General features: G+C 66.8%; 23 protein-coding genes and 1 riboswitch. Of the genes, 12 read left to right on the top strand and 11 right to left on the bottom strand.

What is annotated here, in order from left to right; translation table 11 throughout:
* Positions 1–13: 13 nt before the first annotated feature.
* Positions 14–958: an NAD-dependent epimerase/dehydratase family protein gene (locus tag ACQP2D_RS21970; RefSeq protein WP_433677787.1), complete on the bottom strand. Its 945-nt coding sequence runs from the start codon at positions 956–958 to the stop codon at positions 14–16.
* Between the two features lie 152 nt (positions 959–1,110).
* On the opposite strand from ACQP2D_RS21970, the gene ACQP2D_RS21975 reads away from it, so the two are divergent.
* Positions 1,111–1,806, top strand: coding sequence for a TetR/AcrR family transcriptional regulator (locus tag ACQP2D_RS21975; protein ID WP_433677788.1), 696 nt, complete (start codon positions 1,111–1,113; stop codon positions 1,804–1,806).
* A 67-nt stretch (positions 1,807–1,873) separates the two neighbouring features.
* Here the strand turns inward: ACQP2D_RS21975 and ACQP2D_RS21980 are convergent, their stop codons facing one another.
* Positions 1,874–2,530: a TetR/AcrR family transcriptional regulator gene (locus tag ACQP2D_RS21980; RefSeq protein ID WP_433677789.1), complete on the bottom strand. Its 657-nt coding sequence runs from the start codon at positions 2,528–2,530 to the stop codon at positions 1,874–1,876.
* A 312-nt stretch (positions 2,531–2,842) separates the two neighbouring features.
* Here ACQP2D_RS21980 and ACQP2D_RS21985 point away from each other — a divergent pair, with 312 nt between their 5' ends.
* Positions 2,843–3,442 carry a hypothetical protein gene (locus ACQP2D_RS21985; RefSeq protein ID WP_433677790.1) on the top strand — a complete coding sequence of 200 codons (600 nt, stop codon included), beginning with the start codon at positions 2,843–2,845 and terminating at the stop codon, positions 3,440–3,442.
* Between the two features lie 167 nt (positions 3,443–3,609).
* On the opposite strand, the gene ACQP2D_RS21990 is transcribed toward ACQP2D_RS21985, so the two are convergent.
* The gene (locus ACQP2D_RS21990) at positions 3,610–5,016 is read right to left on the bottom strand and encodes a selenium-binding protein SBP56-related protein (protein WP_433677791.1); all 1,407 of its coding nucleotides are present in this window, start codon (positions 5,014–5,016) and stop codon (positions 3,610–3,612) included.
* 557 nt (positions 5,017–5,573) lie between these two features.
* On the opposite strand from ACQP2D_RS21990, the gene ACQP2D_RS21995 reads away from it, so the two are divergent.
* The 3 genes from ACQP2D_RS21995 to ACQP2D_RS22005 all read left to right on the top strand — a co-directional run bounded on the left by ACQP2D_RS21995 (position 5,574) and on the right by ACQP2D_RS22005 (position 7,712).
* Complete coding sequence (locus tag ACQP2D_RS21995) at positions 5,574–5,753, top strand: hypothetical protein (protein ID WP_433677792.1); 180 nt, start codon at positions 5,574–5,576, stop codon at positions 5,751–5,753.
* Positions 5,754–5,857: 104 nt separating this feature from the next.
* Positions 5,858–6,676 carry a class I SAM-dependent methyltransferase gene (locus ACQP2D_RS22000; protein ID WP_433677793.1) on the top strand — a complete coding sequence of 273 codons (819 nt, stop codon included), beginning with the start codon at positions 5,858–5,860 and terminating at the stop codon, positions 6,674–6,676.
* A gap of 256 nt (positions 6,677–6,932) precedes the next feature.
* Positions 6,933–7,712 carry an enoyl-CoA hydratase-related protein gene (locus ACQP2D_RS22005; RefSeq protein ID WP_433677794.1) on the top strand — a complete coding sequence of 260 codons (780 nt, stop codon included), beginning with the start codon at positions 6,933–6,935 and terminating at the stop codon, positions 7,710–7,712.
* A gap of 39 nt (positions 7,713–7,751) precedes the next feature.
* Here ACQP2D_RS22005 and ACQP2D_RS22010 read toward each other — a convergent pair whose 3' ends face one another.
* Together ACQP2D_RS22010 and ACQP2D_RS22015 are read right to left on the bottom strand one after the other, a co-directional pair.
* Complete coding sequence (locus ACQP2D_RS22010) at positions 7,752–8,474, bottom strand: Gfo/Idh/MocA family protein (protein ID WP_433685732.1); 723 nt, start codon at positions 8,472–8,474, stop codon at positions 7,752–7,754.
* 291 nt (positions 8,475–8,765) lie between these two features.
* On the bottom strand, positions 8,766–9,401 hold the full coding sequence (locus ACQP2D_RS22015) for a TetR family transcriptional regulator (RefSeq protein WP_433677795.1): 636 nt from the start codon (positions 9,399–9,401) through the stop codon (positions 8,766–8,768).
* A gap of 116 nt (positions 9,402–9,517) precedes the next feature.
* Here ACQP2D_RS22015 and ACQP2D_RS22020 point away from each other — a divergent pair, with 116 nt between their 5' ends.
* The 3 genes from ACQP2D_RS22020 to ACQP2D_RS22030 are packed head-to-tail and all read left to right on the top strand — an operon-like array spanning position 9,518 to position 12,379.
* Positions 9,518–10,024: a VOC family protein gene (locus tag ACQP2D_RS22020; RefSeq protein ID WP_433677796.1), complete on the top strand. Its 507-nt coding sequence runs from the start codon at positions 9,518–9,520 to the stop codon at positions 10,022–10,024.
* Positions 10,015–11,505 (top strand): FAD-binding protein, encoded by a 1,491-nt coding sequence (locus ACQP2D_RS22025; protein ID WP_433677797.1) that lies wholly within the window; start codon positions 10,015–10,017, stop codon positions 11,503–11,505. Before ACQP2D_RS22020 ends, ACQP2D_RS22025 begins: the two co-directional genes overlap by 10 nt.
* Position 11,506: 1 nt before the next feature.
* The gene (locus ACQP2D_RS22030) at positions 11,507–12,379 is read left to right on the top strand and encodes a TIGR03619 family F420-dependent LLM class oxidoreductase (RefSeq protein WP_433677798.1); all 873 of its coding nucleotides are present in this window, start codon (positions 11,507–11,509) and stop codon (positions 12,377–12,379) included.
* 7 nt (positions 12,380–12,386) lie between these two features.
* Here the strand turns inward: ACQP2D_RS22030 and ACQP2D_RS22035 are convergent, their stop codons facing one another.
* Both ACQP2D_RS22035 and ACQP2D_RS22040 read right to left on the bottom strand, forming a co-directional pair.
* Positions 12,387–13,238: a fructosamine kinase family protein gene (locus tag ACQP2D_RS22035; RefSeq protein ID WP_433677799.1), complete on the bottom strand. Its 852-nt coding sequence runs from the start codon at positions 13,236–13,238 to the stop codon at positions 12,387–12,389.
* A 256-nt stretch (positions 13,239–13,494) separates the two neighbouring features.
* Positions 13,495–14,274: a helix-turn-helix domain-containing protein gene (locus tag ACQP2D_RS22040; RefSeq protein ID WP_433677800.1), complete on the bottom strand. Its 780-nt coding sequence runs from the start codon at positions 14,272–14,274 to the stop codon at positions 13,495–13,497.
* 298 nt (positions 14,275–14,572) lie between these two features.
* Between ACQP2D_RS22040 and ACQP2D_RS22045 the strand changes: the two genes are divergently transcribed.
* The gene (locus ACQP2D_RS22045; RefSeq protein WP_433677801.1) at positions 14,573–14,983 is read left to right on the top strand and encodes a hypothetical protein; all 411 of its coding nucleotides are present in this window, start codon (positions 14,573–14,575) and stop codon (positions 14,981–14,983) included.
* 119 nt (positions 14,984–15,102) lie between these two features.
* Here the strand turns inward: ACQP2D_RS22045 and ACQP2D_RS22050 are convergent, their stop codons facing one another.
* Entirely contained in the window at positions 15,103–15,633 is a 531-nt protein-coding gene (locus ACQP2D_RS22050) for a pyridoxamine 5'-phosphate oxidase family protein (protein WP_433677802.1), read from the bottom strand.
* A gap of 39 nt (positions 15,634–15,672) precedes the next feature.
* Positions 15,673–16,269, bottom strand: coding sequence for a type 1 glutamine amidotransferase domain-containing protein (locus tag ACQP2D_RS22055; RefSeq protein ID WP_433677803.1), 597 nt, complete (start codon positions 16,267–16,269; stop codon positions 15,673–15,675).
* Between the two features lie 120 nt (positions 16,270–16,389).
* On the opposite strand from ACQP2D_RS22055, the gene ACQP2D_RS22060 reads away from it, so the two are divergent.
* Positions 16,390–17,484, top strand: coding sequence for a glutamate--cysteine ligase 2 (locus ACQP2D_RS22060; protein ID WP_433677804.1), 1,095 nt, complete (start codon positions 16,390–16,392; stop codon positions 17,482–17,484).
* On the opposite strand, the gene ACQP2D_RS22065 is transcribed toward ACQP2D_RS22060, so the two are convergent.
* Positions 17,478–17,942 carry a DUF4383 domain-containing protein gene (locus ACQP2D_RS22065; protein ID WP_433677805.1) on the bottom strand — a complete coding sequence of 155 codons (465 nt, stop codon included), beginning with the start codon at positions 17,940–17,942 and terminating at the stop codon, positions 17,478–17,480. The two genes, ACQP2D_RS22060 and ACQP2D_RS22065, sit on opposite strands and share 7 nt — an antisense overlap.
* Positions 17,943–18,024: 82 nt before the next feature.
* Between ACQP2D_RS22065 and ACQP2D_RS22070 the strand changes: the two genes are divergently transcribed.
* Entirely contained in the window at positions 18,025–18,822 is a 798-nt protein-coding gene (locus ACQP2D_RS22070; protein WP_433677806.1) for a DUF72 domain-containing protein, read from the top strand.
* Here ACQP2D_RS22070 and ACQP2D_RS22075 read toward each other — a convergent pair.
* Positions 18,800–19,078 (bottom strand): hypothetical protein, encoded by a 279-nt coding sequence (locus tag ACQP2D_RS22075; RefSeq protein WP_433677807.1) that lies wholly within the window; start codon positions 19,076–19,078, stop codon positions 18,800–18,802. The two genes, ACQP2D_RS22070 and ACQP2D_RS22075, sit on opposite strands and share 23 nt — an antisense overlap.
* Before the next feature lie 181 nt (positions 19,079–19,259).
* A riboswitch (TPP riboswitch) is annotated at positions 19,260–19,376 on the top strand.
* On the opposite strand from ACQP2D_RS22075, the gene ACQP2D_RS22080 reads away from it, so the two are divergent.
* Entirely contained in the window at positions 19,371–20,741 is a 1,371-nt protein-coding gene (locus ACQP2D_RS22080; protein WP_433677808.1) for a purine-cytosine permease family protein, read from the top strand. (Overlaps the previous riboswitch by 6 nt.)
* The last annotated feature ends 47 nt before the right edge of the window (positions 20,742–20,788 follow it).

The following is a 20,788-nucleotide window of genomic DNA, read 5'->3' on the forward strand; positions in this document are numbered from 1 at the left end:
GTTTGTGCGCCTTTCACTGCCGGGCGGTGAGGTCGGCGGCGCCCCGGAAGGCATCGACAGTCCCGCGCAGAGAGTCCTCGAGCGGGGTCGGGTCGAGGGCAAAATGCGCCGTCGCGGCGGAGGAATCCATGACGAACGGGCGATCGAATTGATAGCGCAGTTCCCGGATCTCGCGGGCGGCCGGAACGAACAGGCCCGCTGACCAGAGCATCGCCGCGGGCATGCGGGTGACCCGGGCGGGTGGGGCCGCCGCGACCCTGGCGAGCAGCTCGGCCAGGGCACGCACCGACCGCGGCGTAGCCGAAGGCACGTGCCATGGCCTGCCCCAGGCGGATTCGTCTGCGGCCACCGCGACCAGCAGGCGGGCCACATCGGCGGTGGCGGTCCAGGTGTGCGGTGCGTCGAGATCGGCGGGGACCAGGGCGCGTCGGCCGGACAGCACCGCCGGGAGTAGCAGGGTGGTCACCGTGGAAGCGGCGTGGGGGCCGAGGTAGTCGGAGCCGCGCACTTCGGCGGTGCGGATGCGGCCGGCCTGGTGCGCGGCCAGTTGCTCTGCCCACATTTCGGCGCGCACGCGCCCCTTCACCGAATTCGGGCGCAGCGGATGGTCTTCGGTGACCGGAACGTCGAATTCGCCGTAGCCGTACAGGTTTCCGACGGTGACCAGCATCGCGCCGGACAGTTCCGCGGCGGTCAGCACCGCGCGGTGCAGCGGCGGGAACTCCTGTGGCCAGCGGTGATAGGCCGGTTGAGCGCACTGGTAGACGGCGGTCGCGTCCAGACAGTGGGTGACGAGGGCAGATGTGTCGGTGGCATCGGCCGTGACACGTTCGACGGCCGGATGCTCGGGGCCGGTGCCGCGGCGGGTGATCAGGCGGACGTGCTCGCCGCGAGCCGCGAGCAGAAGTGCGGTGGCGGTGCCCACGGGGCCCGCTCCGATGACAACGTGCAGGGACATGAGGTCCTCGATCTGGTCGGGTGTTCTTCGTTAAGAACGGTGTTCTCGGTGATGCTTCGACGGTAAGCGAGCACACCGTTCCTAGTCAAGAACAGTGTTCTCTCCAACGCCTACTGTTCTCCAAAGGGTTTCCCGTTCTCTACACTGCGGATATGTCCGCCGCATCCGTGCGCGCCCGCGTACGCACCGAAATGATCGAGGAGATCAAGGCCGCCGCCCGGAAACGGCTGGCCACCGATGGCGCCGGACTGTCGCTGCGCGGAGTCGCCCGCGACATGGGCATCGTCGCCTCCGCGCTCTACCGCTACTTCCCCAGCCGCGACGACCTGCTGACCGCGCTCATCCTGGAGAGCTACGAATCGCTCGGCAACGCCGCCACCCGCGCGGCCGAAGCCCGACCGGCCGGCGATCAACGCGGCCGCTGGCTCGCCGTCTGCACGGCCGTACGGGACTGGGCCACCGCGAATCCGACCGAATACGGCCTGCTCTACGGCAGCCCCATCCCGGGCTATGACGCACCCCGGGACACCGTCGCGCCCGCCGCCACCGTCGTCCTGCTGCTCGCCGACATCGCCGCCGATGCCGAAGCCGCCGGCCTGCTCCGGCCCGCACCACTGGCCACGCCGCTGCCCGACGCCGTGCGCGGCGATCTCCGCATCCTGATCGACCAGCAGGGGTCCGGGCTGCCCGAGGAGGTGCTCGACCGCGTATTCCTCGGCTGGACACAGCTTTTCGGGCTCGTCACCTTCGAGATCTTCGGCCGCCTGGACGGCACCATCAGTGCCGTCGGCGACTACTTCGAACACCAGATGAATCTCATGGCCGACCTGATCGGCCTGCCCGCCTAGGCGATCGGCTCATCGATCGAGCAGACCGTCCCGACGCCTTCGGGCCGGACGGGACGGCATCCGCTGATCACAGCCCCAGCTCGGCCTGGAGCTCCGGCTGGGGCGGCAACGGGCCGGAAGACAGTCGCTGCGCCGTGCGCTTGTGCACGCCGAACATACGCAGGATGCGGAAGGTCATCTCGTCGGTGAGCGCTTCGGCGTCGGCATCCGGCCGGGCATCCAGCAGTTGCAGCAATCCGAGCAGGGCCCCGCCCGCGGCCATGACCGCCTTGTCCGGATCCATCGCTTCGAAGTGTCCCGCCTGCTGCGCGGCGACGATATCGCGGCGCGCGCGTGGGGCCAGACCCTCGTCGCGCACCAGGATCGACATGCCGGAATGCAAGATCACCCGGACCACTTCCGGGAACTGTCGTTGCAACCGCCCGGTCATCCGGAAGCTCACCGCGAACACCTCGGCCGGATCCTCGTAAACCGCGACGATGCCGTCGCGCATCTCGCTGTAGACCTGTAGCGCCGACCGCACGGCCTCGTCGAACAGCTGCTCCTTGGACTCGAAGTGGTTGTGGAAGGAGCCGAAACCGACATCGGCCGCGTCGGTGATCTCCTGAATGCTGACCGCGGATCGCCCCTCGGCCAGGAACTTCTGTGCGGCACCGAGCAGAGCATTGCGGGTGCGCTCGCGACGCCGATCGATGCGGTTGCGAACCACGGGTTCGGAAGTCATCGGACCTTCTCTCGTAATAGCTCTGCACATACATCATATCTGATGAAACAATCAGACAAGATCCGAGCGTCGAACAGGACGCCGAGGTGCGATCGCTGGAATTCGCGAGGCGGACGCGATCATGGCATTCATCGAGCAACTCCCCGAGGGGGCATCTGCTCGAAACCGATGATCTGGTCGATGCCTCCGACTGTGAGATAGCAAACACCACGACCGCGGCGTCCCGGGTGAACCAAATGGTTGCCGTGATTCGTAGTACGGGGGACGAGATGCGTTGTGCACCTCATCGATCAGCGACGGAGGATCCGAAATATGAATTCAGCCAAACGAATCCAGCGTGCCGCAGTGCCGCTCGCCGCTGCCGCGATCGCTCTCGCAGGTCTGCTCAGCGGCTGCGGTGGCGACAAAGGTGCCGAGGCGACGGCGCCGACGTCCTCGACCGCGACTGCCGCAGCAGCACCCGCTGTGGGACAGGCCCCCGCGGTAGCGAAAACGCAAGGCTGGCTGAAGATCTACGGCGGTGCCGCCCCGGCCGGCACCGCGCGCGCGGTGCAACTTCAGGTGACCGCCGACCCGAGCGTCGGACAGCGTGTTTCGGACGGATCCGGCCGGTCGCTGTACCGGTTCGACAAGGACACCGCGAACCCCTCGGTATCCAACTGCTCCGGGCAGTGCGCCGTGACCTGGCCGCCGTTGACCGTGGCCCGCGATCAAGCGCTCTACGCCTCGGGTATCGATCCCCAACTCGTCGGATTCATCGAACGTGCCGACGGCACATGCCAGATCACTATCGGGGGTTGGCCGGTGTACTACTTCTCGAAAGACACCAAGCCAGGCGATCTGCTCGGCCAGGGTGTCGGCGGAACGTGGTTCGCAGTGGCTCCCAATGGTGGCAAGGCTCTGAGCAAATGATCACAACGGCCCCCGGTGTCGAAGCGGGGGCCGTCCCAGGTCGGTCCGGCCTGGCTTCGCGGATCCGGTAGTGCGCCATCGCCCTGGAAGTCATGGCCGGCGCCGCTCGAGTGCCCGGCGCTCGGCAAGGAATGGCGTCGAGATCCAGCGGTCCCCGCTCGACCCGACTACCGGTAACAGTAGGAGTCGGAGGAGGCGTCGCCGCCCTGGAGGCGCACCTGGTGCACCCGCAGACCTCGAAAGTCCTCGTCGTGCGGGAAGAACGACTCGTCGATGGTCATTCCGCCATCGGGATCGGTGTGCATGACGGCCATCCAGGCGCCGATCCCATCCGGGTAGAACTGGTCGTCCCACGCGCTATAGAGCGAGTTGGTGAGGTAGACCCGGCGACCGTTACGGCTGATCTCGACCATCTGGGGGCCGCCGGCAAGCGGCTGGTTCGGCGCGGCGGGGTGGGCGGTGCGGCCCACGATCCCGCCGAGCCGGACCGACCCGGTCTGTTTCGGGTTGGCCGGATCGCGCACGTCGAACTGCTCGAGCTCCCCGGTACCCCAGCACGAGACATAGAGGTATGCGTCGTCGACTGACAGGTCGATGTCGGTGACCAGCGGCGGCACCGCGCCGAACGGTTTCAGGGCCGGTGGCAGCAGGTCGGGATCAGCCGGCTCGGCCGGGATGGTGATCACCTTGTCGACCGCCCACATGCCATCATCGCGGTGCCAACGCCACACCGAGGCCGACAGATCCTCGGTCGAGATCACCACGCCGACGAACCCCCAAGCGGCGTCCGGATCGTGTGCAGGGCGCAGCTCGAGTGGCATCTGATACTGCTCGCCGAGATCGATCCGCTGCTGGTGCCGACCGGCGGTGAGGTCCCAGAAGTGGATCGCGTGGCCGTACTTGTTGGCCAGCAGCAACTCCGGCTGCAACCCGTCCTCGATCATGGACGGGGTGCCCCACTCGCTGCTGATCAGCGTGTTCTGGTTGAGATGCCACCAGGCGTCGTACGCGAAATATTGCGGCCCACGGTCGGTCTCCCATTGCCGCAGCACATCGAACGTCCCATGATCGAGCAGCGCGATCCCGCCCGGCCCCTCCGATCCGTCCGCCCCGCCGAGGCAGGTCATGAACACACCGTCCGGCCCGCAGTGCAGCGTGTGTGGACGGGAGTAGCCGGCCTTGGCCGCGAGCTCGGAGCTGTCCACGATCCTGGACAGGGTGGGCTGGCGTGGGTCGGGCTGGGTATCGAACACGTACAGGCGCGACGAGCGCAGACCCGGCACGATCAGGTACCGCCGAGCCAGGCTTTCAAGGTGGTGGCCCTCGTGCTTCAGCGCGCTGCTGCAGGCGTTCCAGCCGAAATGGTGCAGCTCGTTGCCCAGGTGGGGCACCTCGGTCCAGCCCACCACCCGGCCGTAGGTTGCCGAGCCCGGATCCACATCGATCACTGACAGCGCATCTGGCTTCTGTGCCGCGCGGTCGAACGCAACAACGTATGCGAGCCGCTCCGGTGGCGCGGCCGCCGCTTCCGCTGCACTCCGATAGAAGGTCGGGTCCAAGCCTGAATGATTCATTTCCAGCCTCCTTGTCGATAGGCGGAGACCCACGCACCTCGCCCGATCTGGTGATTCCGAGGTGGGCACGACCCGTGTGGTCGCTCCCGTAATGGCGCGGGCAGGCAATAACCAGTCTCGGCCTTTCGATGCAGATCCACCAGCTACCGCCGGCGCGGTAGCAGAGTGGGCGGTAGGGCGCAGTCGCTTCCAATCCGGGAACAGAGAGCTGGCGGCGGTCAGCTGGCCAGGAGTCGACGTGCTCCGGTGATATTGATCCGCCACCGAATCATCTCGACGCTGCCGCCGCAGGTACAGACCGCTTCTTCAAGACTCTTGCGCCGCTTGGCAATTCCCTATTTCGCCTTCGCCGGGGACCAGCAAGGCTGCGGCGAAGAAAGTTGCCTCATCCTCATGACGAATCGCCTTACCCATGTCCGGATGCCGGGCTTCGAGGTCAGCCAGAGTAAGCACTGGAATGCGAGAAAGGGCACTACTACCTATCGGACAAGCCGGGCCGCAACACGGTGCACGTCAACCTACCGCTGTTCGAAGGCTCCGTGGAGGATCATGTCGCCATGGAAATCACCGGTATCGAGATGGGCACATTCGATCCCGACGACAAGCTGCCTCCGTACCGGCGCGTTTTCACCGGCTTGCCAGCAGAATGGTTGGGTTCGATCGGACCGGATGCTGACCATATCGAGCCCGAGGACCTTGGTGACTGGCGATTGCGGTACCGCATCGAAAGAGCATGAGCACAACCCGCCTACTCCTCCTGCACCACAGCCGACTTCGCGACGTGTTGTCCATCGATCAGGCTCGGCGGCGTCCGCCGGCGCGATTACAGAGGGAGCATCAGATGACCGAATCCGGCCCCGCTGATCTCAAGGCGCGGCATCGTGCAATGTGGGCACTGGGCGACTACCCGTCCGTCGCCACCGAAGTCATCCCTGGGCTGGGCCGGCGTCTGGTCGAGGCCTGCCGTATCGGCCCGGGCCAGCGCGTGCTGGACATTGCGGCCGGATCCGGGAATGCAGCGATCCCGGCCGCGGAGACCGGTGCGGACGTCGTTGCGAGCGACCTCACGCCGGAGCTGTTCGACGCGGGCCGGCGTCTCGCCGCCGCCCGGGGCGTCGAGCTGCAGTGGCAGGAAGCCGACGCCGAGGCATTGCCCTACGCCGATGCCGAGTTCGACGCCGTGATCTCGTGCGTAGGCGTCATGTTCGCGCCGTACCACCAGGTGGCCGCGGACGAACTGGTGCGGGTCACCAAGCCGGGCGGCACGATCGGGCTGATCAACTGGACACCCACCGGATTCATCGGGCAGATGTTCGCCACGATGAAACCGTTCGCTCCGCCGCCCCCGCCCGGTGCGCAGCCGCCCCCGATGTGGGGCGACGAGATACATGTCCGGTCGCTGTTGGGCGATCGTGTCGCCGACCTCGAGCTGCGGCGCGAACACGCGGTCATCGATCGTTTCGCCGACGGCGTCGAGTTCCGCGACTTCTTCAAGGCCTACTACGGACCGACGGTCGCCGTGTACAAGGCCATTGCCGCGGAACCCGACCGGATCGCGCGGTTGGACCGAGAACTCGCGGATCTCGCTTCCCAACACGACCTGGGCAACGGGCGGATGGAGTGGGAGTACCTCTTGGTCACCGCACGCCGATCGGCCTGAACTGGCCATATGGCGCGGACCGCCGGAAATCACAGTGGCCGATGCGAGAGCCGTCGCACTCGGCACGCTCAACCCTCCCACGCTCTCGGCAAGCCCATCGGAGACTTGAATTCGGTGTGCTTCGACAACGAATTGCGACGGGTGGACGTAACAGGTAGGTCGGCGGGCATGGCGATAGGTTCGGCCGACAACGTGCGGGGGCTCGATCACTCCCGAGGTCGTCGTCTCGTTGCCGGTGGAGATCTACGGTGGAGGTATGACCACCTTGGAGTATCGGCATGTGCTGGTCGCGCGGGACGGCGACACGGTGCGCATCACCATGAACAGGCCGCAGCGGCGCAATGCGCTGTCGGGCGAGCATCTGGCCGAACTGCTCGCCTCGTTCCGGGCCGCCGGCGAGACCGACGCCACCGGGATAGTGCTCGGGGCGCACGGTCCGGTGTTCTCCGCGGGACATGATTTCGCCGACGTCGCCGCGCGCGACCTGCTCGGTGTGCGGGAACTGCTCACACTGTGCACGGAGCTCATGTCCACCATCCAGTCGGTGCCGCAGGTGGTGATCGCCCGGGTGCACGGTCTGGCCACTGCCGCGGGTTGTCAACTGGTGGCCTCCTGCGATCTGGCCGTCGCTGCCGAATCGGCCGGTTTCGCGCTCCCCGGCGGCAAGGGCGGCTGGTTCTGCCACACCCCCGCCGTGCCGGTGGCCCGCGCGGTCGGCCGCAAACGCCTGATGGAACTCGCCCTCACTGGTGACCCGATCGATGCCCGCACCGCCGAACAGTGGGGCCTGATCAACCGAGCGGTGCCAGACGCCGAACTCGACGCCGCGGTGGCCGAGTTGCTCGCCCGCGCTACCCGGGGCAGCCGGGCCAGCAAGGCACTCGGCAAACGCACGCTCTACCGCCAACTCGACCGCCCCGAAGCAGATGCCTACGCCCTCGCCCTGGAGGTCATGGCCGCCGCCGCCCAACTTCCCGGCGCCCGCGAAGGGATGGCGGCCTTCCTGGCCAAGCGCCCACCCGTCTGGCGCGATTAGCGCCGTCGGGCAACCGTCCTCCGCCCCCTCTATCACCACCTAGTAGGTCGGCACCCGTGTCGCGGTGTCCGCCGAATGACGGATGGCGTCGAGGAGGCGGTGCATGTGGACGCCGTCATCGAAGGTCGGGACCGTCGCGGCGTCGGTTCGAATGTCCTGTGCCAGCACGGCATACAGTCGTGCCACGTTGCCGACTTCGGTGCCGAAGATCATTTCCGTCAGCGGATCCTCGCCCTGCAGCGGCTGCCAGGTGCCCGCGCCGCGGGAACCCAGCAGGTGCAGTTCACTCAGCGAAATCCCGCCCGGCCCGTTGGCGCCGGACACGATTGCCAGATCGCCGGCGGTGCCGGAGATCTCGATCCGGGTGCGGCCATTGGTCACCTTGGAGTCGTGGATATGAGCCGACACCACGACCCCCGCCGCGGTGACGGCATCGAGTAGCAGATGATTCGGAGTGGTGACATCGATTGCCCCGCAGGCTTCCTCGATCACCGCATGCGGGTGGCGGATGGCGAGCCGGGCCGACAGGTCGGTGAAATCGCCGATCAGGTACTCGACCGCGTCGAGTGTGTGCCCGCCGACAATCTCCACAATGCCCGCACCATTGCTCTGGTCGAGGGTGTAGGCCGCCCACGCCGGTACCTGAGTGCCCGCGCCCAAGTGACGTGCGGAGTACACGGTCGCCGAAATAACGCTCCCCACAAAACCTTCCGCGAGCAACCGGCGAGCGCGGATGTCGGACTGCAGGCCGACAGCGGCCAGTGGAGCCGCAACCTACGAGTTGTCCTCGACGGACTCAGGGACCGCAACCATTCCTAGCCGCAAGCCGCCCGTCCCGATCATGGCCGGGCTGCCGGACACGCCGATTCGGTGGCGCGAGCGGAGGGGTACTCGCGCCGCCGAACGAGCAGGACTCTGGCGCCGGGCATACCCGCGAGTCGCACGAAAGCCACGCGGGGGTGAGAAATGGGCGGGCACGGCCGCGGTGGTGACGAATACGCGGTCTCCGCGCGCGCCGGCGCTGCGCATCTCCGGTTCGATCCAGATCAGTCGCTATGCGCCACCGGGTGTCGCTTGGTGGACCGGCACGGTGAGCATGGCGACGATCATGTCGATGATTTCGGCCGCGTCGCTGTCCGGGTTCGCGGTGCGTACGCCCGCTTCCAGCGCGCGTTCGTAGTCGGCGATCAGGGCGAACATCACCGTTGCCATAGTTTCCAGGCGTTGGCGGCGACGGCGGGGTGGGAGTTGTGCGAGAGCCGCGTCGAGGCGGGTGGCGATGATGCGCACGGCGGCGCGGTCGACACCGGCGAGGCGGCGGGCGTCGGCGATCACGGGATGGGCGCGCACCACTTCCAGGAAGCGGCCGTAGTGGGTGATCCGCGGTGTGCCGATGAGTTCGAGGATGGGCGCGGTGAGCATGGCGACCAGTGTGCGGATCTCGTGCGCGGTGCCGTCGGCCTCGTGCTGGGCGAGCAGTCCCATCCGGCGGTCCTCGAGCCAATTCATGCGGCGTTCGACAATGGCCTCGATCAGCCCGCCGCGGGAGTCGAAATAGTAGTGCACCGCCGAGTTGTTGCGCTGGCCCGCGGCCGCCGCGATATCGCGCAGCGGAACGTCCACGCCGCGTTCGGCGATCAGTCGTTCGCCCGCGTCGAGTAGCGCGGCGCGCGGATCCTCGGTGGCCATGTCTGAACTGTACTAAATCCGGGTATTGACGATGTTAAGCATCAGTGATTAATTGAGTCGTGCGTACCGGCTGTTTGCGAATCCGACGAGTCACTGGGCGGAGTTGAGGTGATCCGATGACCATCGCGCGGGGTCCGATCTTCCAGCTGTGCTGGGTGGTGCGCGATATCGATGCGGCGCGACGGGAGTGCACCGAGCGCTATGGCGTCGCCGAGTGGTTCACCGTCCCGGATGTGCACTTCGGGCCGCAGTCGTGCGAATTGCGCGGTGCGCCGGCCGATTACACGATCACCGTGGCGCTGGGGTATGCGGGCGGACAGCAATTGGAACTGATCGAGCCGAAATCCGGGATCAGCCTGTACTCCGAGCATCTGGATACGGTGGGGCCGGGGCTGCATCACATCGCGTGGGTGCCGGACGACTATGACGCGGCGCTGGCCGAGGCGAAGACGAACGGGGCGGACATCCTCGCGCGGGGCGCGTTCGAGGGGGTCGGGATGGAATTCACCTATCTCGATGGCGGTGCGCTCGGTTCGACCGTTGAACTCATGCGGTTGTCGGCGGATATGAAGGCGATGTTCGATTACCTGATTCCGGAGGGGTATTCGAATCCATGGGCCTAGGAATCGAACTCCCCCAGCTCATTACCGGCCCGGTCGAATGGGACGCGAGCGCGGATGTGATCGTGGTCGGCTTCGGGATCGCCGGAGCGTGCGCGGCGATCAGCGCGGCCGAGGCGGGCGCGCGGGTACTGCTGCTGGAGCGCAACGGCGCAGCGGGCGGCGCGTCGGCGCTGGCGGCGGGGCATTTCTATCTCGGGGGCGGCACACCGGTGCAGTCGGCGACCGGACATGCCGACAGTGTCGAGGCGATGATCGCCTATCTCGAAGCGGTCACTCCCGAGCCCGACACGGCCAAGATCCGCGCGTACTGCACCGACAGCGTCGCGCATTTCGATTGGCTGGAAGCGCACGGGATCGAGTTCGAGCGGTCGTTCTATCCCGGGAAGTCGGTGGTGCAGCCCGGAACCGAGGGGCTGATGTGGACCGGCAACGAAAAGGTGTGGCCCTACCGCGATCAGGCGCAGCCGGCACCGCGCGGGCACAAGGTGAACGCGCTCGCCGAGCACGGCGGAGGGCAGGTGATGGCGGTGCTCGCCGAGCGGGTCCGGCAGGTGGGTATCGAAGTGAGGTACGCGACCACGGTGCGCGAGCTCGTCGCCGATGGGACCGGGCGGATCGTCGGAGTGCGCTGGCACGATGGCGCGGCCGCGGGTGCGGTGGTACTCGCTGCGGGCGGGTTCGTGATGAACCCGGAGATGCTCGCCGCCTACACCCCGCGACTGGCCGAACACTTTCTGCCGCTGGGTGTGCCGTCGGATGACGGGCTCGGCATCCGACTCGGACAGTCGGCGGGCGGCGCCGTCACGCGGATGGACGGAGCGTTCCTGACCGCGTCGTTCTATCCCCCGGCCGATCTGCTGTACGGGATCATCGTGAACAAGGCGGGTCGACGGTTCGTCGCGGAGGATTCCTATCACGGGCGGACAGCGGGTGCTGTTGTCGCGCAACCACATTCGACGGCCTACCTGATCGTGGACAGCACGCATATGGTGTGGCCGGAGCTGCCGATGGTGAAATTCATCGATGGCTGGCACCGGGTCTCGGAGATGGAAGCGGCGCTCGCTATCCCCGATGGTGCCCTGCGCAGGACCCTGACCGCGTACAACACCGCGGCGGCCGAAGGGCACGATCCCGAATTCGGCAAACATCCCGACTGGCTGACACCGTTGACCGAGGGCCCGTGGGGTGCCTTCGATCTCACGCCGGGCCGGGCCACCTACCTCGGGTTCACCCTCGGCGGACTGCGCACCTCCGTCGACGGTGCGGTGCTGCGCGCCGATGGGTCGGTGATCTCGGGGCTGTACGCGGCGGGGGCCTGCGCCTCGAATCTGGCACAGGACAGTTCCGGCTATGCCAGCGGGACGTGTCTCGGCGAGGGGTCCTACTTCGGGCGTCGCGCCGGTGCGCATGCGGCTGGCATATCGGGGGCGGCACCGACCAGGGCGCAGCGCGCCGAAAGTACCGGGATGGAAGGCGATTGACATGCGATTCACCTATGCCGAGACAATGACGGATCCGACCTACTATGTGCCGCTGGCACGGGCCGCGGAGGCGGCCGGGTATGCGTCGATGACGATTGCCGACAGCGTGGCCTATCCGAAGGAATCCGACGCGACCTACCCGTACACCCCTGACGGCAGTCGGGAGTTCTTGGAGGACAAGCCGTTCATCGAGGCATTCGTGCTGTCGGCGGCCATCGCGGCGGCCACTACGACACTGCGCCTGACCCCGTTCGTGGTGAAGCTGCCCATCCGTCCGCCGGTGCTGGTGGCCAAACAGGCCGCCTCGATCGCGGCGTTGAGCGGTAACCGGTTCGGCTTCGGCGTCGGTATCAGCCCGTGGCCGGATGACTTCGAGATCATGGGTGTGCCGTTCGAACATCGGGGCGCACGCATGGACGAATGCATCGATATCGTGCGCGGCCTCACCGCGGGCGGCTACTTCGAATTTCATGGGAAGTATTACGATCTGCCGCCCATCAAGATCAGCCCGGTACCGACCGAGCCGATCCCGATCCTCATCGGCGGACACAGTGGCCCGGCCTTGCGGCGCGCGGCCCAGCGTGGCGATGGCTGGATGCACGCGGGCGGTGACCCGGCAGAATTGGACCGGCTGCTCGCGAAACTCGATACCCTGCGCGCCGAATACGGCACCCGCAAGGACTTCGAGGTGCACGTCATCTCGCTGGACGGCTTCACCGTGGACGGCGTGAAACGGTTGGAGGACAAGGGTGTCACCGATGTGATCGTCGGCTTCCGCTATCCGTATACAACCGAACCCGATACCGAATCGCTGGACACCAAGATCGCGCACCTGTCGCGGTTCGCGGAGAAGGTCATCGCGAAGACGAGCTGACGCGGCGCTATGCCGCGAGCGCGGCGGCGGCCGCGGCCAGGGTCTGGCTTCGGTAGCCGCCGCCGAAGAGCACGACGTGCACCAGTAGCGGGTGCAGTTGATGCAGCGGGACGCGGGCGCGCCAGCCGTCGGCCAGCGGGTGGATTTCCTGGTAGGCGGCGCGGATTCGGTCCAGATGCGGTGCGCCGAACAGGGCCAGCATCGCGAGGTCGGTTTCGCGGTGGCCGCCGTGCGCGGCGGGGTCGACGAGCAGTACACGGTCGGCGGTCCACAGGAGGTTGCCGGACCACAGGTCGCCGTGGATGCGGCTGGACGGCTCGCTCGGGCCCGCGAGGGTGTCGATATCGTCGATGACGCGTTCCAGCAGGCGGGTGCCGTCGCGGCCGAGATCGTCGGCGGCGCGCGGAAGGTACGGGGCGAGGCGATGGTCGGCGTACCAGCGGGCCCATGAGCCGTCGAATCGGGTGTTGTCCAGCGGCAGATCGGCGATCCAACCCGCCCAGGGCGCGCCGAACGATCCCGGCGAATTCGCGTGCAGCGCGGCGAGATCGCGGCCGAAACGATCCGCGGTCGCCGTCGTCGGAGCGGCTTGCGGCAGCCACGGCAGCACCAGCATCCGGTCGTCGACCGCGAGTACTTCGGGCACCAATTCCGGCGCTCCGACCGCGAGCCACCGCAGCCCCGCCGCCTCCGCCCGGAACACCTGTGCCCGATCGAGCGCGGCCTTGACGAAGACTTCCCGGCCATCGGCGAGCACGGCCCGATGCAGCGTCCAGGAATGGCTCGATCCCACATCGGTCACTGCGCGCACCGTGACCCCGAGCAACTCCGCGAGCCGCGCCGCCTGCTTCACCTGCACACCTGGCCTGCTTCCAACTCGTTCCCGGCCGAGCTCCCCGGTTCCGATACGTCGCATTCCGCATCGGGACTCAGGTCGAACGGACCGCGTTCAGCGCGCCACTGCGCCCTCGCACCTGGTCGTACCGCCTGAGCGGACCCCAGTTCCGCGCGCAGTCGTTCTTCGGATACATCGGAACGGGCCTCGACTTCGCCAGCATCCGGGATCGAATGTGACTGCATCCCATGGGTTCCCGCGATTCGATCGGCGCGCCGCGTCATCGGGATGGCGCGGTGAGGCGCTTCTTGGTTTCCGCATCGGCGGGGAAGAACGATTCGATCGCCAATTCGGCGACGGTGACGTTCATCGGGGTGCCGAAGACGGTGGTGACGCTGATGAAGGACAGCTCGTGGTCGTTGTGACGCAGGCGCAGCGGTACGACCGCTTGGTCGGGTTCGGGCAGCGCGAGATCTACTTCGCCGCCGGGATATTGGCGCAGTTCGTCGCGGAGCTCGATCAGTTCCGGCGCGCCGGTGACCTCGATTTGGCGGGACAGGCGCTCGAAGAGGTGGCCACGCCATTCGGCGAGGTTGATGATGCGGCTGGCCATGCCGTCGGGGTGCAGGCTCAGACGCAGCGCGTTCACCGGTGCGGTGAGCAGCTTCGAGTCGATACCCGCCAACAGCAGAGCGACACCGGCATTGGCGTCGATCATGTTCCAGCCCTGGTCGATGGCCAGCGCCGGATAGGGCTCATGTCCGGCGAGGATCTGGCGCATCGCGCCGCGCACCGCGCCCATCGCGGGGGTATCCAGATCGGGTTCGGCGTAGGCAGGCGCGTAACCGGCCGCGAGTAGCAGCCGGTTACGCTCGCGCAAGGGGATCTCCAACTGCTCGCACAGGTGCACGACCATGGTGCGGCTCGGATTCGCGCGACCCGTTTCGATGAAACTCAGATGCCGCGCGGAGGTTTCGGCGCGCCCCGCCAATTCCAGTTGGCTGAGCCTGCGCTCGAGCCGCCAGTGGCGCAACAGATCACCGGCTGTCTGTGTACTCACCCTGCCGATCCTACGAACCGCACGGCCGCAAGACGATTACCTCGCGGGTAATCGTTGCCACCGCGAGCACGACCTCGCCGGGGACTCGGGGTTGTGCACCATCGAACCGACCGACCGGTCCCTGGTTGGCCCCCAACTCATCCCTCACGACTGGCTGGCATTCGAAATCCGGGTCAGCACAAGCACTCTCGTCGCTCGATCGCGACTATTCCGTAACGCCCCCGGTTGCGCCCGACACGCCATATCCTGAACAAGGCGGCGACCGACCCACCCGGTACCAGCGTGGTCGGCACCGACGATGCCGAAGTACGCGACTAAAGGAGCGGGGCGTGACCTGGCCGAGCAGGCCATGGCGGTGCCGGAACCATCGCGGCGTCACCTGCGCGTATTCGCCTTCGATCCCCTGGTCGCGCGGCTGCCGGGTACCGAAGCGATCACCCTCTCGGTGCCCTACGAGCCGCTGCGGCCGGGTCCTGGTGGCGAGCTCGTCCAAGTGATCGATTACGACGGCGCCCAGGGCTACTACTACGAACCGGTGGACCTGGACGACCGGCGCCTGCTGCTGTCCACCGGTGCGGGGCCCTGGGATGCGGTGCCACATCACGAACTGACCGAAGCACTCGGCGCGGGCGACCGGCTGCTGGTGCGCAGCGACGATGAGAATCCGGCGCGACCGGGGATTCCGGCACCCGACCGGACTGTGGAGTGAGATCACGGTCGAGGCATAGAGCGGTGGTCGAGCTCCGGAGCCCGACCACCTGTGAGACCGGTTTCTGTGAGTATGCGCCGGCGGCCGAGACCAGGACAAGAACCCATCGGAGACGAGACTCAGAACCGCCAGCGGGTCGCACCGCCCGGTTCGATCGTCGACAAGGCGGTCGCGGTGCGCAGGGTCACGCGGTAGACGTGCCAGGGCGGCGGGCCCGCGGAGGGGGCGCTGTAGGCGGCGGTGAGCGCTCGGCCGGTGTCGTCCACTCGGGCGGGCCAGCCCTCACCGACATAGCGCTGCGCCATATCGGCGACCAGCGTGGAATCGGTGACCTGGGCCGCGGTGCCATCGATCACCAGGTCGAACTCATGGGTCGATACGCTCACCGAGCAGCGCGGATCGCGGGCCAGATTGCGGCCCTTGCGCGTTTGTGCGCCGGTCACGAACCAGAAGGTGCCCTCGACCCACAGTGCGCCGACAGCGGTCACATGCGGGCTGCCATCCGGGTTGATCGTGGTCAGCCAGCAGGTGTGCCGATCCGGTCCGCTGCTGCCGGGGCCTTGTTCGATTCCGACGTCGAGCCGTTTCCGAATATCGGCCCAGTCCAGCGGCGGCAACTCGTACAGGTCGGCGAGATTGGTTGCGTCCATATCGGTAAAGACGATCCGGGTATCGGAAATTCACCGCCGCTAGCGCACCTCATCGCCGGTGAATGCCTCCGCCGCAGGGGCCGCGGTGAGCTCTGCGGCGATCGCCTCCGTGAAGTCGGGGAGGTCACCCGGATCGCGGGATGTGATCAGTGGCCAGCCGTTCTCATCGGAACGCACCACCGGACGATCGACCCAGCGCCCGTCGGCATTGATGACATCGGTGCGCAGCGAGTGATAGGAGGTCAGCGTTTTACCCGAGACGACGTCGGCCTCCACGAGCAGCCACGGGCCGTGGCAGATGGCCGCGACGGGCTTGCCCGCGCGCACGAACTGTTGCGCCAAATCCACCGCACGCTCGCAGGCACGCAGTTTGTCGGCGTTCACCGTGCCGCCCGGTACGACGAGTATGTCGAAATCATCGGCCTCGATATCATCGAGCACCGCATCCGGCAGGACCACCTCGTCCTTGTCGACATCGTGGTGAAAGGTCTGCACCTCACGGAGTTCGGGCGTCGCGTGTACGGCCACCGCGCCCTGTTCGCGCAACCAGTGCAGGGGCGTCATCAGCTCGTCCCGTTCGACGCCGGTATTCGAGGTTATGACCAGCGCTCGCGCACCGTGCAATTCGTCGGGCATAGCCGGACCCCTTTCTCTACGAGCACCTCACTACGGTCGACCTACCCCGGCGCGCCACCGTCAAACGGTCTCCGCGCCCATCACGATCAGCAAACGCACCGCGCGCAGTAAACTCCAGACATGGACGCGGCCTCGCCGACTGTGGGTGTGGAGGAGGAGTTCCTACTGGCGGAGCCGATCAGTGGCGCCCCCAGCCCGCGCAATGTCGAAGTCGCGGCGGCGGCGGGCGAGATCGGAATCGATCTACAGTTGGAACTGGCGCGCTGTCAGGTCGAAACCAATACCGCGGTGCACACCCGGACCTCGGATCTGCTCGATGAATTGTGCCGACTGCGCACGGCTGTCGCGGGTTGCGCGGAAAAGCACGGTGCGCGCCTGCTCGCCGTCGCGGTGCCGCCCGCCGTGCCGGACGCTTTTCCGGTCACCGACACCCCGCGCTACCGGCGCATCGAGCGCAATTTCGGCATGCTCGCACACGAGCAGGGATTATGCGGCTGCCATGTGCACGTCGGGGTGCCGAATCGGGAAACGGCGGTACAGGTCGGGAATTATCTGCGGCCCTGGCTGCCGGTTTTGCTGGCATTGACGGCCAATTCCCCGATCTACAGCTCCACCGATACCGGATACGCCAGTTGGCGCAGCATTATGTGGCGACGCTGGCCCAGCGCAGGTCCGCCACCCTTTTTCGACTCCATCGCGGACTACGACGATATGGTCGAGATGATGCTGGCCAGCGGCAGCATTCTCGATACCGCGATGGTGTACTGGGATGTTCGGCCCTCGGTGTCATTTCCTACCGTCGAGGTGCGCGTCAGCGATGTGCCGGCGACCGTGGAGGAAACGGCGCTATTGGCCACGCTGATTCGCGCCGCGGTCGTGATGGCGCAGCAGGACAAGCGGCCCCCGCCGCGGATATCCGCGGAACTCTTGCGCGCTGCCTATTGGAAGGCCGCGCGGTCCGGCCTGGACGGCGATGGCCTCGACACCCTGACCGGGCGCCCCTTTCCGAACCGCACGCTGCTCGCCCGGTTGATCGACTATGTCACCCCGGCGCTCGAGCAGTCCGGCGACCTCGATTTCGTCACCGACACCGTCGCGGTGGTCGACGCACGCGGCAACGGCGCTCGCCGCCAACGCGCCGCACTGCGCGCGCACAACGATGTCACCGATGTCATCGATACCCTCGCCGCAGCCACCCTCGAAGGCTGCTACTGAGACATGCCCAAGACCGGGCGCAGTCCACCGTCGCGAACGGCCTGAACGGCGACCAGCGCCAGCAGAATCACGCCGGTCACCAGGTGCTCGATCGCGTCCATCACATGATTCGGGAAGCTGAAGACCAGCACATGGTGCGAGAACAGCGCCCACACCCCCACCGCGAATCCGCCACCCAACCCGGCGATCACGCAATACCAGGCCGACCAGGACTTGTGGGTCGCAGCGATCAGCGCCGGCCCGAACAGCAATAGCCCGGCCACCGCGTGCCAGCCGTTGTAGTCCATACCGAGCACCGGTGTCGCCGCAGCGTGTTCACCGAGTTCGAAACTGGGTTCGGCAATCCACCCCGCGATCGCCCACACGATATGCACCGCACCGAGCACGAACACCGCCCACTGCAGAAAACTCCACTGCGCCAATGCTATTCGACGCTCGCCCACCGACTGTTCCCGCATCGCGCCCTCCCGGCATCTTCTACTACATAGCGTAGTTGACGAACTGGTCACGCGAAAGGGGTGGGCGTGCTTCGATGGAGGTATGCCCCTGCTCGTCGGCACCTCGGGTTGGCAGTACCGAGACTGGCGCGGCGTCCTGTATCCGACGGACCTGCCGCAGCGTCTGTGGCTGGAGTACTACGCCACGGGATTCGCGACCGTCGAGAACAACAATGTCTTCTATCGACTGCCGAGCACCGAGACCTTCGCGGCGTGGCGGGACCGGACACCGCCCGGATTCCGCTTCGCTGTCAAGGCCAGTCGCTTTCTCACCCATATCAAGCGGCTGCGGGAACCCGAGGAGCCCGTCGCGCGGTTGCTGGCCCACGCATCCGGACTGGGCGAGAAGCTGGGCCCGGTGCTGCTGCAACTACCACCGACGCTGCGCGCCGATCCGGCCCTGCTCGACACCTGTCTGCGCTGTTTCCCGACGGGCACCCGAGTGGCCGTCGAACCCCGGCACGAATCCTGGTGGATGCCGGAAGTCCGTGCCGTACTTGCCGAATGCGGTGCCGCGCTGTGCTGGGCCGACGCCGGTTCCCGTCCGGTCACTCCGCTGTGGCGCACGACGGACTGGGGCTATCTGCGACTGCACTCCGGACGCGCGACACCGCCACCGCGCTACGGCCGCACAGCACTCACGAGTTGGACGCGACGTCTGGCCGACACCTGGTCGGACGGTGAAGACGTCTTCGTCTACTTCAACAATGACCCGGGCGGCGCCGCGGTCCACGATGCGGTCGCCTTCGCGCACGCCGCGAAAGCAACCGTCACCCGTACGCCGGACCTCGCGCAGCCGGCAAGCGCGGCAGCGGGTTTCAGCCGATCAGAGTATTCATGATGGTGCCCGCACTGGAGGCGATGACGCCGCCGAGCATCGCTCCGGCGAGCATCTTCGGCGAATCGAAGGTGCTGTTGTTCCACTTCTCCCACGCGAACCGCCCGCCCGCGTAGGTGATGCCGCAGACGCCGGATAGCATCACCAGCCAGGTCAGGTAGCGGACCATCTGAAGAATCTTGTCCGAGTTGGGCGGAGCCTCCGGCGTCGGATTGTCGATTTGGGCCAGTACGGTCTCGTGCACAGCGATCAGGATCATGGCGCGTCTCACTCCAGGGTCGATGCGGGCGATGAGCTGCAGATAACCGGGCGATAACCAGATCGATACCGCACAGTATGGGCGCTCTCCGCGGTTTTCGTGGGCAGACCGCGGAACCTGTCTGGAATGTCCGAAGGCCGGACCGGACACGCCCGCGGACCGGTGTACCATTTCGCCCGAATAACCTCAGCGCGGGAGCTCGGGCACGGCCGGGCTGAGAGGGCGGACCCCATGCTTCGCCGACCGCATGAACCTGTCCGGGTAATTCCGGCGTAGGGAGAGCGGTAACGGGATGTCTGCATCCACCCTTGATCGATCCGAATGGCGCGAAGCGCCGCTGACCCTGGACCAGCCCGCGCCGAAGGTACTGTCGTTCTGGGATCAGAGCGCGTTCTGGGCGAACCTCGGCGTCAGCCTGATCGCCTTCTCCGGCGCCTATACCGTGCTCGCACCGAATGCCGATGGCGCGGCCCAGATCTCCATCGCCGCAGGCATTCTCGCGATGATCATCGGAACGATCGTCGGTGGGCTCATGCTCGGCCTGGCCGCGGTGCCGGGCGCGAAGACCGGTAAACCCGCGATGATGTTGCTGCGCGGGCTGTTCGGCGCGAAGCTCAGCTATCTGCCGACGGTGCTCAATATCGCCCAGCTGATCGGTTGGGGCACCTTCGAGCTGATCGTCATCGGCGATGCGGCCGAGGAGTTGTTCGATGGTGGGCCGCACTGGGTTTACGTGGTCGCCGCGGGTGTGCTGACGACGGTGTTGACGATCTGGCCGCTCGGCTCGGTGCGGATGCTGCGCCGATTCGTGACCGCCGGTGTGGTGATCGCGCTGATCTGGTTCTACATCCAGTTCGTGCGGGCCGGTCTGCCCGACCTCACCACCAACCCGGGTCCCACCGGCGACGGCCCGTTCGGCGTCGACTGGAACCTGTTCTGGATCGCCACCGATGCGGCACTGGCGGTCTCCATCTCCTGGGTCCCGGTCGCCGCCGACTACACCCGGCACTCGCGCAGCACCGGTGCGGCATTCGGCGCGGCCAGTGGGGCGTATGCGTTGACCCAGATCGTCGCGTATGTGCTGGGACTGTTCGCGCTGGCGCTCGCCTCCGGCGACGGCGGGGTGTACTCGCCGTTCCTGCATGTGAGCCTCGGCGCGATGTTCTTCTTCGTCTTCGTTTTCCGTGAGGCCGACCAGTCGTTCGCGAATGTGTACTCCACGGCCGTCTCGATCCAGAACCTCGCGCCGCGGGTCGACCGACGTGTGCTGTCGATCGGTCTCGGCGTCCTGATCACGCTGCTCGCGCTGCGGCTGAATATGGCGAACTACTTCGGTTTCCTGGGGCTGATCGGATCGGTGTTCGTGCCGCTGCTCGGGGTCCTGGTCGCGGACTTCTTCCTGCGCGCGAAGGGACAGTGGAATACCGAGGCGAACGCACCCTCGCGCTGGGGCATGGTTTTCGCATGGCTGGTCGGACTTTCGGTGTACCAGCTGATCAACCCGGGTGACGCCGGAGTGTGGACGCGCTTCTGGGTGGACATGCAGGAGCAACTGCATTTCACCAAGCAGGCGTGGATGAGTGCGTCGCTGTTGTCGTTCCTGGCCGCGGTGGTGGTCGCCTGGCTGCTCGGACGGCTTGCGGTATTGCGCAAGCCGGCCTAGCAGCACCGAATATTCGCTGATACCCATTGCGGCTCTGCTGATCTCCT

It is taken from the genome of Nocardia sp. CA-119907, assembly GCF_050955995.1.
GTDB lineage: Bacteria > Actinomycetota > Actinomycetes > Mycobacteriales > Mycobacteriaceae > Nocardia.

Bases quoted from the DNA above. Each gene is read 5' to 3' on its own strand.
- ACQP2D_RS21970 (WP_433677787.1), bottom strand. From the start codon at position 958: ATGTCCCTGCACGTTGTCATCGGAGCGGGCCCCGTGGGCACCGCCACC.
- ACQP2D_RS21975 (WP_433677788.1), top strand. From the start codon at position 1,111: ATGTCCGCCGCATCCGTGCGCGCCCGCGTACGCACCGAAATGATCGAG.
- ACQP2D_RS21980 (WP_433677789.1), bottom strand. From the start codon at position 2,530: ATGACTTCCGAACCCGTGGTTCGCAACCGCATCGATCGGCGTCGCGAG.
- ACQP2D_RS21985 (WP_433677790.1), top strand. From the start codon at position 2,843: ATGAATTCAGCCAAACGAATCCAGCGTGCCGCAGTGCCGCTCGCCGCT.
- ACQP2D_RS21990 (WP_433677791.1), bottom strand. From the start codon at position 5,016: ATGAATCATTCAGGCTTGGACCCGACCTTCTATCGGAGTGCAGCGGAA.
- ACQP2D_RS21995 (WP_433677792.1), top strand. From the start codon at position 5,574: ATGGAAATCACCGGTATCGAGATGGGCACATTCGATCCCGACGACAAG.
- ACQP2D_RS22000 (WP_433677793.1), top strand. From the start codon at position 5,858: ATGACCGAATCCGGCCCCGCTGATCTCAAGGCGCGGCATCGTGCAATG.
- ACQP2D_RS22005 (WP_433677794.1), top strand. From the start codon at position 6,933: ATGACCACCTTGGAGTATCGGCATGTGCTGGTCGCGCGGGACGGCGAC.
- ACQP2D_RS22015 (WP_433677795.1), bottom strand. From the start codon at position 9,401: ATGGCCACCGAGGATCCGCGCGCCGCGCTACTCGACGCGGGCGAACGA.
- ACQP2D_RS22020 (WP_433677796.1), top strand. From the start codon at position 9,518: ATGACCATCGCGCGGGGTCCGATCTTCCAGCTGTGCTGGGTGGTGCGC.
- ACQP2D_RS22025 (WP_433677797.1), top strand. From the start codon at position 10,015: ATGGGCCTAGGAATCGAACTCCCCCAGCTCATTACCGGCCCGGTCGAA.
- ACQP2D_RS22030 (WP_433677798.1), top strand. From the start codon at position 11,507: ATGCGATTCACCTATGCCGAGACAATGACGGATCCGACCTACTATGTG.
- ACQP2D_RS22045 (WP_433677801.1), top strand. From the start codon at position 14,573: ATGCCGAAGTACGCGACTAAAGGAGCGGGGCGTGACCTGGCCGAGCAG.
- ACQP2D_RS22050 (WP_433677802.1), bottom strand. From the start codon at position 15,633: ATGGACGCAACCAATCTCGCCGACCTGTACGAGTTGCCGCCGCTGGAC.
- ACQP2D_RS22055 (WP_433677803.1), bottom strand. From the start codon at position 16,269: ATGCCCGACGAATTGCACGGTGCGCGAGCGCTGGTCATAACCTCGAAT.
- ACQP2D_RS22060 (WP_433677804.1), top strand. From the start codon at position 16,390: ATGGACGCGGCCTCGCCGACTGTGGGTGTGGAGGAGGAGTTCCTACTG.
- ACQP2D_RS22065 (WP_433677805.1), bottom strand. From the start codon at position 17,942: ATGCGGGAACAGTCGGTGGGCGAGCGTCGAATAGCATTGGCGCAGTGG.
- ACQP2D_RS22070 (WP_433677806.1), top strand. From the start codon at position 18,025: ATGCCCCTGCTCGTCGGCACCTCGGGTTGGCAGTACCGAGACTGGCGC.
- ACQP2D_RS22075 (WP_433677807.1), bottom strand. From the start codon at position 19,078: ATGATCCTGATCGCTGTGCACGAGACCGTACTGGCCCAAATCGACAAT.
- ACQP2D_RS22080 (WP_433677808.1), top strand. From the start codon at position 19,371: ATGTCTGCATCCACCCTTGATCGATCCGAATGGCGCGAAGCGCCGCTG.